Consider the following 12,820-nt stretch of genomic DNA (forward strand, 5'->3'; position numbering starts at 1 on the left):
CGGCCGGTGGGCATTGTTTTCTCCGCGTCGCGCCGGCCCCGCCTACCGGAACGGCGGCCCCGCCTACCGGAACGGCGGACACGGCTACCGGAACGGCAGACACGGTGACGCCGACGGCGGACACGGCTACCTGGATGGCAGACACGGCTACCTGGACCGCGCACACGGACACGCGCCGGACAGTCGGCGAGAGGCGCGGGCGGCTGGTCCAGGCTGCTGCTCCAGGACTGCTGCTGCAGAACGGCTGCTCCAGAACAGTTGCTCCAGAACAGTTGCTCCAGAACAGTTGCTCCAGGACTGCTGCTCCAGGACTGCTACTCCAGGACGATCAGGAGGTCGCCGCCCTCCACCTGCTGCACCGCGTTGATGGCCAGGCGTTGCACGGTCCCGCCGACCTGGGCCGTGATCGCCGCCTCCATCTTCATCGCCTCGATGGTCGCCACGGTGTCGCCCGCCTCGATCGTGTCGCCTTCGGACACCTGAGCCGTCACCACACCCGCGAACGGTGCCGCCACCTGCTTCGGGTCGTTCTTGTCGGCCTTCTCGGCCGCGGGCACGTCGCTGGCCACCGACCGGTCCCGGACCTGGATCGGCCGCAGCTGGCCGTTCAACGTGGACATGACCGTCCGCATGCCGCGTTCGTCCGGATCGCCGATCGCCTCCAGTTCGATGAACAGCCGCACGCCGGGCTCGAGGTCGACGGCGTACTCCTCGCCCGGGCGCAGGCCGTAGAAGAAGTCCTTGCTCGGCAGCACGCTGGTGTCGCCGTAGGCCTCCCGGTGCGCCTCGAACTCCTTCGTCGGGCCGGGGAACAGCAGCCGGTTCAACGTGGCGCGGCGGTTCTCCTCCAGCGCCTGCCGATCCTCGTCGGACAACTCCTGAACCGGCCTGGCCTCAGCCCGACCCTCCAAGGCCTTGCTGCGGAACGGTTCCGGCCAGCCGCCGGGCGGGTCGCCCAGCTCGCCGCGCAGGAAGCCGATCACCGAGTCGGGGATGTCGAACTTGTTCGGCTCCGCTTCGAACTCCTCCGGCGACACCCCGGCGCCGACCAGGTGCAGCGCGAGGTCACCGACCACCTTGGACGACGGCGTCACCTTCACCAGGTGGCCGAGGATCCGGTCGGCCGCGGCGTACATGGCCTCGATCTCCTCGAACCGGTCGCCCAGCCCGAGCGCCTTGGCCTGGGTGCGCAGGTTCGACAGCTGGCCACCGGGGATCTCGTGGTGGTACACGCGGCCGGTCGGCGAGGCCAGCCCGGCCTCGAACGGCGCGTAGATCTTGCGCACGGTCTCCCAGTACGGCTCCAGCTCGCCCACGGCCTGCAGGTCGAGGCCGGTCGGCCGGTCGGAGTAGTCGGTGGCGGCCACGATCGCCGACAGCGACGGCTGCGACGTGGTGCCCGCCATCGACGCGACCGCGCCGTCGACCGCGTCGGCGCCGGCGTTGATCGCCGCGAGGTACGTGCCGAGCTGGCCACCCGCGGTGTCGTGGGTGTGGATGTGCACCGGCAGGTCGAACTCGCGCCGCAGCGCGGTCACCAGCTTCTCCGCCGCGGGCGCCCGCAACAGGCCCGCCATGTCCTTGATCGCGAGCACGTGCGCGCCCGCGCCGACGATCTGCTCGGCCAGCTTGAGGTAGTAGTCGAGCGTGTAGATCTTCTCGGCCGGGTTGGACAGATCCGAGGTGTAGCACAACGCCACCTCGGCCACCGCCGTCCCGGTGGCGCGCACCGCCTCGATCGCGGGACGCATCTGCTCGATGTCGTTGAGCGCGTCGAAGATGCGGAAGATGTCGATGCCGGTGGCGGTGGCCTCCTCGACGAAGGCGTCGGTGACCTCGGTGGGGTACGGCGTGTACCCGACCGTGTTCCGGCCGCGCAGCAGCATCTGCAGGCACAGGTTGGGCATGGCCTCGCGCAGGGCGGCGAGCCGCTCCCACGGGTCCTCGGCCAGGAAGCGCAGCGCGACGTCGTAGGTCGCGCCGCCCCAGCACTCGACCGACAGCAGTTGCGGCAGCGTGTGCGCGACCACCGGCGCGATCGCGAGCAGGTCCTTGGTGCGCACTCGCGTGGCCAGCAGTGACTGGTGGGCGTCGCGGAACGTCGTGTCGGTGACGCCGATGGTCGGTGACTCACGTAGCCAGCGCGCGAAACCCTCCGGGCCGAGCTCGATGAGCTTCTGCTTCGATCCGGCGGGCGGGTCTCCCGCCGGCACCTGCGGGATCTTCTCCACCGGGTCGATGAGCTTCGGCCGCTCGCCGTTGGGCTTGTTGACCGTGACGTCGGCCAGGTAGGTGAGCAGCCGGGTGCCGCGGTCGGCGGGGTGGCGCGCGGTGAGCAGGTGCGGCCGTTCCTCGATGAACGCCGTGGTGACGCGGCCCGCCTGGAAGTCGGGGTCGTCGAGGACGGCCTGCAGGAACGGAATGTTGGTGGCCACACCGCGGATCCGGAACTCGGCGAGGGCCCGCCGCGCGCGGCCGACCGCCGTGGCGAACGTCCGGCCCCGGCAGGTGAGCTTGACGAGCATCGAGTCGAAGTGCGCGCTGATCTCGGTGCCGGAAAACGCCGTCCCGCCGTCGAGCCGGATGCCGGAGCCTCCGGGCGAGCGGTAGGCGCTGATCATGCCGGTGTCGGGACGGAAGCCGTTGGCCGGATCCTCCGTGGTGATGCGGCACTGCATCGCCGCGCCGCGGAGGTAGATCTTCTCCTGCGCCAGCCCGAGGTCGGCCAGCGACTCGCCCGACGCGATGCGCAGCTGCGACTGCACCAGGTCGACGTCGGTGACCTCCTCGGTCACCGTGTGTTCCACCTGGATGCGCGGGTTCATCTCGATGAAGACGTGGTTGCCGTCGCGGTCGACGAGGAACTCGACGGTGCCTGCGTTGCGGTAGCCGATCTGCCGGGCGAACTTGACGGCGTCGGCGCAGATCCGCTCCCGCAGCTCGGGATCGAGGTTCGGAGCGGGCGCCAGCTCGATCACCTTCTGGTGGCGGCGCTGCACGGAGCAATCACGTTCGTAGAGGTGGATGACCTCCCCCTGGCCGTCGGCCAGGACCTGCACCTCGATGTGCCGCGGCTCCACGACGGCCTTCTCCAGGAACACCGTGGGGTCGCCGAAGGCCGACTCGGCCTCCCGAGCGGCGGCCTCGATGGAGTCCCGCAGGTGCCGGGGGTCCTCCACGCGGCGCATGCCCCGTCCGCCACCACCGGCGACAGCCTTGACGAACACCGGGAACCCGAGCTCCTCGGCAGCGGCCGCGAGCTCATCCACATCGGACGACGGCGCGGACGAGCCGAGCACCGGCACGCCGGCTTCGCGCGCGGCGGCGACGGCGCGGGCCTTGTTGCCGGTGAGCTCGAGGATCTCCGCGCTCGGCCCCACGAACGTGATCCCGGCTTCCTCGCACGCGCGCGCGAGGTCGGGGTTCTCGGAGAGGAAGCCGTAGCCGGGGTAGACGGCGTCGGCGCCGGCTTGCCGGGCGGCGTTGACGATCTCGTCGACGGAGAGGTAGGCCCGGACCGGGTGCCCCGGCTCGCCGATCTCGTACGCCTCGTCGGCCTTGAGCCGGTGCAGCGAGTTGCGGTCCTCGTGCGGGAACACGGCAACCGTTCCCGCGCCCAGCTCGTAGGCGGCGCGGAACGCTCGGATGGCGATCTCGCCACGGTTGGCGACGAGCACTTTGCGGAACATCCCGGTCCTTCCTTCCCTCGGATCGGTCGCGAGGCACGTTACCCCGTTTCTCCCGCCCTGCGGGAGTTCACTCCCAGGGTGTGGACTGTGGCGCGGAGTAGGTGACCACGTATACCCACCGCCGCACCAGCGCATCCGCCGTGTGGCGGCGGCCACTCAGGACTTCTCGAGGAACTCCGCGCGTTCCTGGTCGACGACCTCGGAGACGAGGCGGGCCAGCCCCGGGTGGCGTTCCAGAGCGGGATCCGCCCCGACGACGCGCTGGGCGACGTCCCTCGCCCGCGCGATGACGTCCTCGTCCTCCAGCAGCGACAGCATTTTCAGGCCGGAGCGCTTGCCGGACTGCGCGGCCCCGAGGATGTCGCCCTCCCGGCGCAGCTCCAGGTCGAGTTTGGAGAGCTCGAACCCGTCGACCGTCGACTCCACGGCGGCCAGCCGGGCGCGGGTGCTGGTGCCGTCCAGCGCGTCGGTGACCAGCAGGCACAGTCCCGGCACGTTCCCCCGGCCGACGCGCCCGCGCAGCTGGTGCAGCTGGCTGACCCCGAACCGGTCGGCGTCCATGATGATCATCACAGTGGCGTTGGGGACGTTGACGCCGACCTCGATCACCGTGGTCGCCACGAGCACGTCGAGCGTGCCCTCCGCGAAGTCGCGCATCACGGCGTCCTTCTCCTCGGCGGGGAGCCGGCCGTGCAGGACGCCGATGCGCAGGCCGTGCAGCGGACCCTCCTGGAGCTGGGGCGCGAGGTCGAGCACCGCGATGGGCGGGCGGCGATCGCCGGTGTCGGCGGGCGGCTCGTCACCGATCCTCGGGCACACGATGTAGGCCTGGTGCCCCTTGCCGACCTCCTCGACGACCCGCTGCCACGCGCGGTCCAGCCACGCCGGCTTCTCCGCGACCGGTACGACGTTGGTGGCGATCGGCGACCGGCCGGAAGGCAGCTGCCGCAGCGCCGAGGTCTCCAGGTCGCCGTAAACGGTCATCGCCACCGTGCGCGGGATCGGCGTCGCCGTCATCACGAGCACGTGCGGGCTGGTGCCCTCGGCGCCTCGCGAGCGCAGGGCGTCGCGCTGCTCGACACCGAACCGGTGCTGCTCGTCGACCACCACGAACGCCAGGTCCGCGAATGTCACGTGGTCCTGGATCAGCGCGTGCGTGCCGACGACGATGCCCGCCTCGCCACTGGCCGCATCCAGCAAGGCCTGCTTGCGCTCCCTGGCCCCCATCGAGCCGGTGAGGAGCGTGACCCGCGTGGCGGCCTCGGCGCCGCCGAGCTCACCGGCGCGGGCGAGGTCGCCGAGCATCTCGCGCAGCGACCGCGCGTGCTGGGCGGCCAGCACCTCCGTGGGAGCCAGCAGCGCCGCCTGCCTGCCCGCGTCCACCACCTGCAACATCGCCCGCAGCGCCACGATCGTCTTGCCGCTGCCGACCTCGCCCTGCAGCAGCCGGTTCATCGGGTGCCGCGTTCCCAGGTCGGCCGCGATGCGCTCCCCGACCTCGCGCTGTCCCTCGGTGAGCTCGAACGGCAGCTTCTCGTCGAACGCCGCCGCGATGCCGTCCGGCCTGCGCGGGCACGCGGGCGCAGGCCGTGTGCCCGCCGAATGCCGGCGCTGCGCGAAGATCAGCTGGATCGCCAGCGCCTCGTCCCACTTGAGCCGCTCGCGGGCGGCGTCGAGCTCCTCCCAGCTCTCCGGGCGGTGGATGCGGCGCAGTGCGGTGTCGAGGTCGTCGAGGCCGTGCTCGGCGCGCAGCTGTTCGGGCAACGGGTCCTCGACGTGCTCGAGCGTGTCCAGCACCTGCCGCACGGCTCGGGAGATGATCCACGACCCGACACCGGTCGCGGCCGGATACACCGGGATGATCCGCTTCAGGAATGTGTCCATGGTGGACATTCCGTCGTCGTCTTCGTCGAAGAGCTCGTACTCCGGGTTGGACAGCTGGAGCGTGTTGCGGAACGCCGAGACCTTGCCCGCGAACAGACCGGTGCGGCCCGGGCGCAGTTCGCGTTCGCGCCAGGTCTGCTGGCCGAAGAACGCACACGACATCCGGCGGTTGCCGTCGGTGATCGTGACGGTGAGGATCTGCCCCTTGCGGTGCCGCATGGGCTTCTTCGACGACGACTCGACGCGCGCCAGCACCGTGGCGTGCTCGCCGAGCTCGAGCCCGGCGATGTCGGTGAGCTCGCCGCGCCGGGCGTACTTGCGCGGATAGTGCCGCAGCAGCTCGGCCACGGTGTGCAGGTCGAGCGACCTGCCCAGAGCGTCGGCGGTCCGCTTGCCCAGTACCGCGGTCAGCTTGTCACCCAGCTGCGTCATCGGGACAGCTCCGTCATCTCACTCCACACCCATCAGCAGCAGCGCGTCGGTCTGTCCACCGGAATAGCACACCAGTTCGACTTCCGGGTGTTCGGCACGCAGCCGCTCGGTGAGGACGTCCTCGATGCCGCTCGGCGCATCGGCACCGATCAGCACCGTGACGAGCTCCCCGCCCACGGCGAGCATCCGCTCGAGGACCACCATCGCGGCCGCCTCCACCTCACCGGGGGCCTCGATGAGCACGACCTCGCCGTCCACGAAGCCCACCACGTCGCCGGCATGCGCGGTGCCGACCCAGGTGATCGAGTCCTCGGCGGCCACCGCGATCTCGCCACGCCGGGTGGCGGCCGCCGCCTCGGCCATCGCCACGACGTCGGCCCCGGCCTTGCGGTGCGGGTCGTGCACCGCGAGCGCCGCCAGCGCCTGCACCGGCGACGCGCAGGGCACCACGACGATCTCCCGGTCGCTGAGCACCGGGTGGCTCGCCACGCGCTCCGCGGCCGCGGTCAGCTCGACCCCGCCGGGCACCACGGCGACATGCGCGGCAGCGGTCTCGGTGATGAGCCCGAGCAGGTCCTCCGCGGTGGGCTCGGTGCCCGCCGTGACGCCGAGCACGGGCACGCCCTCCGCACCGACCAATTCGGCCAGACCGTCGCCGTGCACGACCGCGACCACGGCTCGCTCCCCTGCCGGGCTCTCGGCGGGCGCGGGCGTCATCAGGGGTTCCACGCGCACCCGGTGCGGCCTGCCGTGCCGCAGGCCGGCCTCCAGCGCGGCCCCGATGTCGGCGCAGTGGACGTGCACCGCGTGGTTGCCCGCGCCGTCCCCGGCCACCGTCACGCTGTCGCCGAGCGCGGACAGCGCCCGGCGCAGCGCGGGCAGTGCCGCGTCGTCGGCCCCGGCGAGCAGGTACATCACCTCCCACGCCTGCGGCGCGGGCAACGCGGCGGGCGGCACGGTGACCGGCCGATCGGGCGCGGTGACCTCGCCCACGACCACCTCCGCGAGCGCGTCCAGCACGGCCACGAGGCCACGGCCGCCCGCGTCGACGACCCCGGCCACCGCGAGAGCCGCCAGCTGCCGGGGTGTCTCGCGGAGCGCGTCGGCCGCCGCCCGGGCCGCGGTGAGGGCGACCTCGTCCAAGGGTCCGTCACCGACGGCCGTCGCGACGGCGTGCAGGACGCTCAGCATCGTGCCCGCGACCGGCCTGGCCACCGCGTCCGTGGCCAGGGCGTCCGCGCGCTTGAGCGCCGCCGCCAGTGCGGGCCCGTCGAGCTCGGCAGTGTCGCCCGCCGACTCGGCCAGGCCACGCAGGACCTGGGAGATGATGACGCCGGAGTTGCCGCGCGCGGCGGCGACGGCACCCCGGGCCAGCACGCCGAGCGCCTCCCCCGCCCCGGTGACCCGGGGCTCCGCGGCCAGCCCGGCGTGCGCCGCGGTGAGGGTGTGCAGCATGTTGGAGCCGGTGTCGGAGTCGGCGACGGGGTAGACGTTGATGCCGTCGATGTCGGCCCGCAGCCCGCCGAGGCTGTGCACGCACGCCGATGCCCACGCGCGCACCGCCGCCGCGTCCAAGCACCGCACCGCGTCGCCCTCCCACACGGGTCGAATGGGGTTTCCCGCGAGCGTAACGACCCGCCTACGAGCGCCGGGAACGCACCGGCTACCCTGTTCGAGTTGCCCGGTGTTCGCCGGGCGGGTTGTGTTTGCCTATTTCTTCGAGGAGTGTTCGACGTGGCTGCCGTGTGCGACGTCTGTGGCAAGGGGCCGGGCTTCGGCAAGTCGGTCTCGCACTCTCACCGGCGCACCAACCGCCGGTGGAACCCGAACATCCAGACCGTGCACGCGAAGGTCGGGCTCTCCCAGCGGAAGCGCCTGAATGTGTGCACCTCCTGCCTCAAGGCCGGCAAGGTCGTTCGGGGCTAACGCCCAGGACTCTGTACCGGAGCCCGGTGGATCATCGATCCGCCGGGCTCCGCTGCTGTTCGGGGTACAGAACCTCCGCCGCCGAGCCGCCCGCGGCGGGCGTGCCGAGGTGCCACCACCCCCGCCGCGCATCCCCGGCCCGGATGTCTACGGAAGCTTCCAGTCGATCGGCGAGGCACCCTGAGCCTGCAGCAGCGCATTGGCCCGGCTGAAGGGCCGGGAGCCGAAGAAGCCGTTGTGCGCGGAGAGCGGGCTGGGATGGACCGACTCGATGCACCGGTCCGCGCCGATCAGCGGTTTGAGCTTGCGGGCGTTGCTGCCCCACAGGATCGCCACGAGCGGCTCGTCGCGGGCCGCCAGCGCCCTGATGGCCTGCTCGGTGATCTCCTCCCAGCCCTTGCCCTGGTGGGAGTTGGGCCTGCCCGGCTGCACCGTCAGGGCCCGGTTGAGCAGGAGCACGCCCTGCTCGGTCCAGGGCGTCAGGTCGCCGGTGGAGGGCGGCGGGTGGCCGAGGTCGTCGCAGTACTCCTTGAAGATGTTGACCAGGCTCTTGGGCAGCGGCCGGACGTCGGGGGCGACGGCGAAGCACAGGCCGATCGGATGCCCCGGCGTCGGGTACGGGTCCTGACCGACGATGAGCACGCGCACGTCGTGGAACGGCTGCTGGAACGCGCGCAGGATGTTCTCCCCGGCAGGCAGGTAGCGCCTGCCTGCGGCGATCTCGGCGCGCAGGAACTCCCCCATGGCGGCGATGTTGGCCTCGACGGGCGCGAGTGCCTCCGCCCAGCCTCGCTCGACGATCTCGTGCAGCGGTCGTGCGGTCACGGCTCGCGACTCTAGCGCGTGCCGCGCACCGTCAGTCCAGGCGGCGCAGTTCGGCGCGGAACCTCTTGGCGCGCTGCACGTAACTGTCCACGACGCGGGCGATCGCCTCCGGCCCGAACGACGTGTTGGGCCGCGTCCTGGCCGGTACGCCGAGCGCGATGTGGCCCGACGGCACGTGTCCCCGGTACGACACCACCGCGCCGGCGCCGACCATGCCGCCGTCCTCGATGACGGTGCCGTTGAGCACCACGGATCCCGACGCGACCAGGCAGCCGCTGCCGATGCGGGCACCCTCGACGTGCACCGCGTGCCCGATGGCCGAATCGGGTCCCAGGATCGTCGGGTCCTCCTCGGTGCAGTGCACGACGCAGCCGTCCTGGATGTTGGACCGCTCGCCGAGCTCGATGTAGCCGTGGTCGCCGCGTAGCACGGTCTGCGGCCACACCGACGCGTACGCAGCGATCCGCACGTCGCCGATGACGGTGGCGTCCGGGTGGACGTAGGCCTCGGGGTGGATGCTCGGCTCCCGGTCGCCGAGTGCGTAGATCGCCATTACCGCTCCTGGGTGTCCGTGAGCTCTTTGGCCAGACAGAGGCTCAGCGCGTCGTTCTTGTACACACCGAACTTGTCGATCTCGGTGTAGCCGGACGAACGGTACAGCGCGATGGCCTCGGGCTGTTTCGTGCCGGTCTCGAGCACCGCCCGCGTCCGGCCTGCGGCCACGGCCGTGCGCTCCAGCGCGGCGAGCATCTGTCTGGCGTAGCCGTTGCCGCGCTCGGACGGGACGACGAACATCCGCTTGAGCTCCGCGTCGCCGGGGCGGAACTCCGGCGGTTCGTCATGAGCTCGCCAGCCACCACAGGCCACGGGCACGTCATCGCGGTAGCCGACGAGGAAGGTGCCGTGGGGCGGGGCGAACTCGTCCGGTGACACGGGTGTCACGTCGGGATCGCCGTACCGGGTCACGTACTCCTGCTGCACGAGGTCGATCAGTTTGGCCGCGTCCGGATGGTCGAAGGGCACCACACGTATCTGCACGCCCTCCATGAAACCGGATCAGCGCCAGTGCTCCCAGCCGGTTTCGTGCTCGTAGGGCTCCCCGTCCACGGTGACGCCGGTGCCGGGCATGAGCACCGTGCCGATACGCAGCCATCCCGCGGGCAGATCCGTGTACGAGGGGAACGTCGCGGCGAGCGCGTGATCCTCCCCACCGGTGAGCACCCAGTGCAGCGGATCGGCGCCGAGCGCGTGGCCGACGTCGACCAGCTTCCGGTCGACGTCGAGCCGTTCGGTGTGGACGTCGATGCCCACCCCGGACTCCTCGGCCAGGTGTCCAAGGTCGGCAAGCAGCCCGTCGGAGACGTCGATCATGGCGGTGGCACCCGCCTGGGCGGCCGCGGGGCCGGCTGCGTAGGGAGGTTCGGGGTAACGGTGTGCGTTGACGACGCCGACCGGGGAGCGGAAGCCGCGGCCCAGCACGGCCAGTCCCGCGGCGGCCCAGCCGAGGCGACCGCACACCGCGACCACGTCCCCGGGCCGCGCGCCCGAGCGGGTCACCGGCTCCCGGCCGCCGAGGTCGCCGAGGGCGGTGACACTGATCACCAGCTGGTCGGCGCGCACCATGTCACCGCCGACGAGACCGACGCGCGCGCGGGCGGCCTCGGCGGAGATGCCGTCGACGAGTTCGGTGACGAGCGCCGATTTCGTGTCGGCGGGGCAGCCGATCCCGACGACGATCGACGTGGGCACGGCGCCCATGGCCGCGATATCGGAGAGGTTCACGGCGACGGCCTTGCGGCCGACCTGCTCAGGTGTGGACCAGTCCAGCCGGAAGTGCACACCCTGCACGAGGACGTCGGTCGTCACGACCACCCGGCCGTCCGGCGCGGCCACCACGGCGGCGTCGTCACCGGGACCGAGCACGGTGCCCGCCGGCTGTGCCCGGTCGGCCGTGACCGCCCGGATCAGCCCGAACTCGCCGACCGCCGCGACCGTTTCGCCGCCGGAGCCTGCGTCGTCCCTGCCCGGCGCTGGATGGGCGTCCACACACACCTCCGGTGTCGCTTGCAGAACTCGTCGGATATCCGATCGTTGCCCCGCCTGCGGTACGTTGCAACGACGTTCCTATCTTGAGCTTGCACAACCCATCCGGACGAAGGGGCGCGCCGTGGTTCACGCATACATCCTCATTCAGACCGAGGTCGGCAAGGCTGCTTCGGTCGCCGCCGAGATCGCCGGCATCCCCGGCGTCACCAGTTCGGAGGATGTGACCGGTCCCTACGACGTGATCGTGCGTGCCGAGGCGGACAACGTCGACGAGCTCGGCCAGCTCGTGGTCGCGAACGTCCAGAACGTGCAAGGCATCACGCGGACCCTGACGTGCCCGGTGGTGCACCTCTGACCGGACTGGAGTCGGCGGCGTGACGGAGACGGGCGCACCTCCCCGGGCGCTGATCGTGGCGGCCGCCGTGGTCGCGCTGGCACTCGCCGCGGTCGCGGGCGTGCTGGGCGTGCTGTCCCGGGGAGCCGACGAACCCGCCGGGGACGGCCCGTTGCCGCTCGTGTCCATTCCCGCGCCGCAGGCGGGCAGCCCGCAGTGCCGCGATCTCGTGGCCGCCGCACCCACCGAGCTGGAGTCGTCCGGCGACCGGCTCGGCAGGCGCGAGCTCGCGAAGCCGGCCCCGCCCGCGGCGATCGCCTGGGGCCAGGACTCCCCGGTGGTGCTGCGCTGCGGTCTCGAACGGCCGCCGGAGCTCACCCGGACCTCGTCGCTGCGCCAGATCAACGGCGTGCGCTGGCTGCAGGTGCCCGGGGACGGCTCCGCGACGTGGTATGTCGTGGACCGGGACGTCTACGTCGCGCTGACGGTCCCGGCCGGAACGGGAACCGGGCCGCTGCAGCAGATCTCCGACACGGTCGCCGGCGCGCTGCGCCCGGTTCCCCTGCGGTTCGGCTGACGTCGCGGCTCAGCGCAGGCCGGTGCCGCGGGCGAGCGCCGTGTCGATCAGGGTGGACAGCAGCGTCGGGTAGTCGACGCCGGTGACCGCCCACATCTTCGGGTAGGCCGAGGTGGCGGTGAACCCCGGCATGGTGTTCACCTCGTTGATCGTCAGCTCGCCGTTCTCGCCGACGAAGAAGTCCACGCGGGCAAGACCCTGGCAGTCCAGCGCCTCGAAGGCGCGCACGGCGCAGGTGCGCAGCCGGTCGATCACCGAGTCGTCGAGCTTGGCGGGGATATCGAGTTCGGCGTCCTCGCCGAGGTACTTGGTCTCGAAGTCGTACCAGGCGTCGGCGTCGTCGGCGAGCACACGGATCTCGGCGGGCAGCGACGCCTCGACGCGCCCGTCCGGGAACTCCAGCACACCGCATTCCACCTCGCGGCCGGAGACGGCGGCCTCGACGAGCACCTTGGGATCGGTCTGACGGGCGAGCGCGATGGCGTCGTCCAGCTGCGACCAGTCGGTGACGCGGCTGATCCCGATGGATGAGCCGGCCCGCGCTGGCTTGACGAACACCGGCAGGCCCAGCCGTTCCCGATCGGCTTCGTCCAGAGTCGACTGTCCACGCCGGATCGTCGCGTACGGGCCGACGGGCAGGTTCTCGGCCGCCAGCAGCTTCTTGGCGTACTCCTTGTCCATGGCGGCCGCGCTGGCGAACACGCCCGCGCCGACGTAGGGGATGTCGGCCATCTCGAGCAGCCCCTGGATGGTGCCGTCCTCGCCGAAGGCACCGTGCAGCACCGGGAAGACGACGTCGACCTCGCTGAGCACCTCGGCCTCGCGGCCCGGTTCGACGCTCACCACGCTCTTGCTCGTGGCGTCGCCCGGCAGCACGAGGGCCTTGCCCGTTTCCACCGAGGGCAGTTCGCGCCCCCGGATCTCGAGGGCCTTGGGGTCGCTCGTGCCGAGCACCCACCCTCCGGCCTGCGTGATGCCGACGGGCACGACCTCGAACCGGTCGGGATCGAGATTGCCCAGCACGCTGCCCGCGGACACACAGGAGATGGTGTGCTCGGTGCTGCGGCCTCCGAAGATGACGGCCACTCGGGTCTTGCGGCTACTCAT

General features: G+C 71.7%; 11 protein-coding genes. 3 read left to right on the forward strand and 8 right to left on the reverse strand.

Going from position 1 to position 12,820, the window contains the following annotated elements:
- Positions 1-314 precede the first annotated feature (314 nt).
- The 3 genes from ACFSZT_RS25715 to ACFSZT_RS25725 form a co-directional block, all read right to left on the reverse strand.
- Positions 315-3,689, reverse strand: coding sequence for a pyruvate carboxylase (locus ACFSZT_RS25715; protein ID WP_377384785.1), 3,375 nt, complete (start codon positions 3,687-3,689; stop codon positions 315-317).
- A 156-nt stretch (positions 3,690-3,845) separates the two neighbouring features.
- Positions 3,846-6,005, reverse strand: a complete 2,160-nt coding sequence (recG, locus tag ACFSZT_RS25720) for an ATP-dependent DNA helicase RecG (RefSeq protein ID WP_377384784.1) — start codon at positions 6,003-6,005, stop codon at positions 3,846-3,848.
- Between the two features lie 18 nt (positions 6,006-6,023).
- A complete protein-coding gene (locus tag ACFSZT_RS25725; RefSeq protein WP_377385250.1) occupies positions 6,024-7,589 on the reverse strand; it encodes a DAK2 domain-containing protein in 1,566 nt (521 codons plus the stop codon).
- Positions 7,590-7,739: 150 nt separating this feature from the next.
- Between ACFSZT_RS25725 and rpmB the strand changes: the two genes are divergently transcribed.
- Positions 7,740-7,931: a 50S ribosomal protein L28 gene (rpmB, locus tag ACFSZT_RS25730; protein WP_006237435.1), complete on the forward strand. Its 192-nt coding sequence runs from the start codon at positions 7,740-7,742 to the stop codon at positions 7,929-7,931.
- A gap of 147 nt (positions 7,932-8,078) precedes the next feature.
- Here the strand turns inward: rpmB and ACFSZT_RS25735 are convergent, their stop codons facing one another.
- Genes ACFSZT_RS25735 through ACFSZT_RS25750 form a run of 4 tightly spaced genes read right to left on the reverse strand, consistent with a single transcriptional unit; the run spans position 8,079 to position 10,802 of the window.
- On the reverse strand, positions 8,079-8,756 hold the full coding sequence (locus tag ACFSZT_RS25735; RefSeq protein WP_377384782.1) for a uracil-DNA glycosylase: 678 nt from the start codon (positions 8,754-8,756) through the stop codon (positions 8,079-8,081).
- Between the two features lie 31 nt (positions 8,757-8,787).
- Complete coding sequence (locus tag ACFSZT_RS25740; RefSeq protein WP_377384781.1) at positions 8,788-9,309, reverse strand: gamma carbonic anhydrase family protein; 522 nt, start codon at positions 9,307-9,309, stop codon at positions 8,788-8,790.
- Positions 9,309-9,794 carry a GNAT family N-acetyltransferase gene (locus ACFSZT_RS25745; RefSeq protein WP_377384779.1) on the reverse strand — a complete coding sequence of 162 codons (486 nt, stop codon included), beginning with the start codon at positions 9,792-9,794 and terminating at the stop codon, positions 9,309-9,311. The genes ACFSZT_RS25740 and ACFSZT_RS25745 overlap by 1 nt, the downstream gene beginning before the upstream one ends.
- A gap of 18 nt (positions 9,795-9,812) precedes the next feature.
- Entirely contained in the window at positions 9,813-10,802 is a 990-nt protein-coding gene (locus ACFSZT_RS25750) for a thiamine-phosphate kinase (RefSeq protein WP_377384777.1), read from the reverse strand.
- A 121-nt stretch (positions 10,803-10,923) separates the two neighbouring features.
- Here ACFSZT_RS25750 and ACFSZT_RS25755 point away from each other — a divergent pair, with 121 nt between their 5' ends.
- Positions 10,924-11,157, forward strand: coding sequence for an Lrp/AsnC family transcriptional regulator (locus ACFSZT_RS25755; RefSeq protein WP_377384776.1), 234 nt, complete (start codon positions 10,924-10,926; stop codon positions 11,155-11,157).
- 19 nt (positions 11,158-11,176) lie between these two features.
- A complete protein-coding gene (locus ACFSZT_RS25760; protein ID WP_377384774.1) occupies positions 11,177-11,713 on the forward strand; it encodes a DUF3515 domain-containing protein in 537 nt (178 codons plus the stop codon).
- 9 nt (positions 11,714-11,722) lie between these two features.
- Here ACFSZT_RS25760 and ACFSZT_RS25765 read toward each other — a convergent pair whose 3' ends face one another.
- Positions 11,723-12,820 (reverse strand): D-alanine--D-alanine ligase family protein, encoded by a 1,098-nt coding sequence (locus ACFSZT_RS25765; protein ID WP_377384772.1) that lies wholly within the window; start codon positions 12,818-12,820, stop codon positions 11,723-11,725.

Origin of the sequence: Prauserella oleivorans, from assembly GCF_042685745.1 — a bacterium.
GTDB lineage: Bacteria > Actinomycetota > Actinomycetes > Mycobacteriales > Pseudonocardiaceae > Prauserella_A > Prauserella_A oleivorans.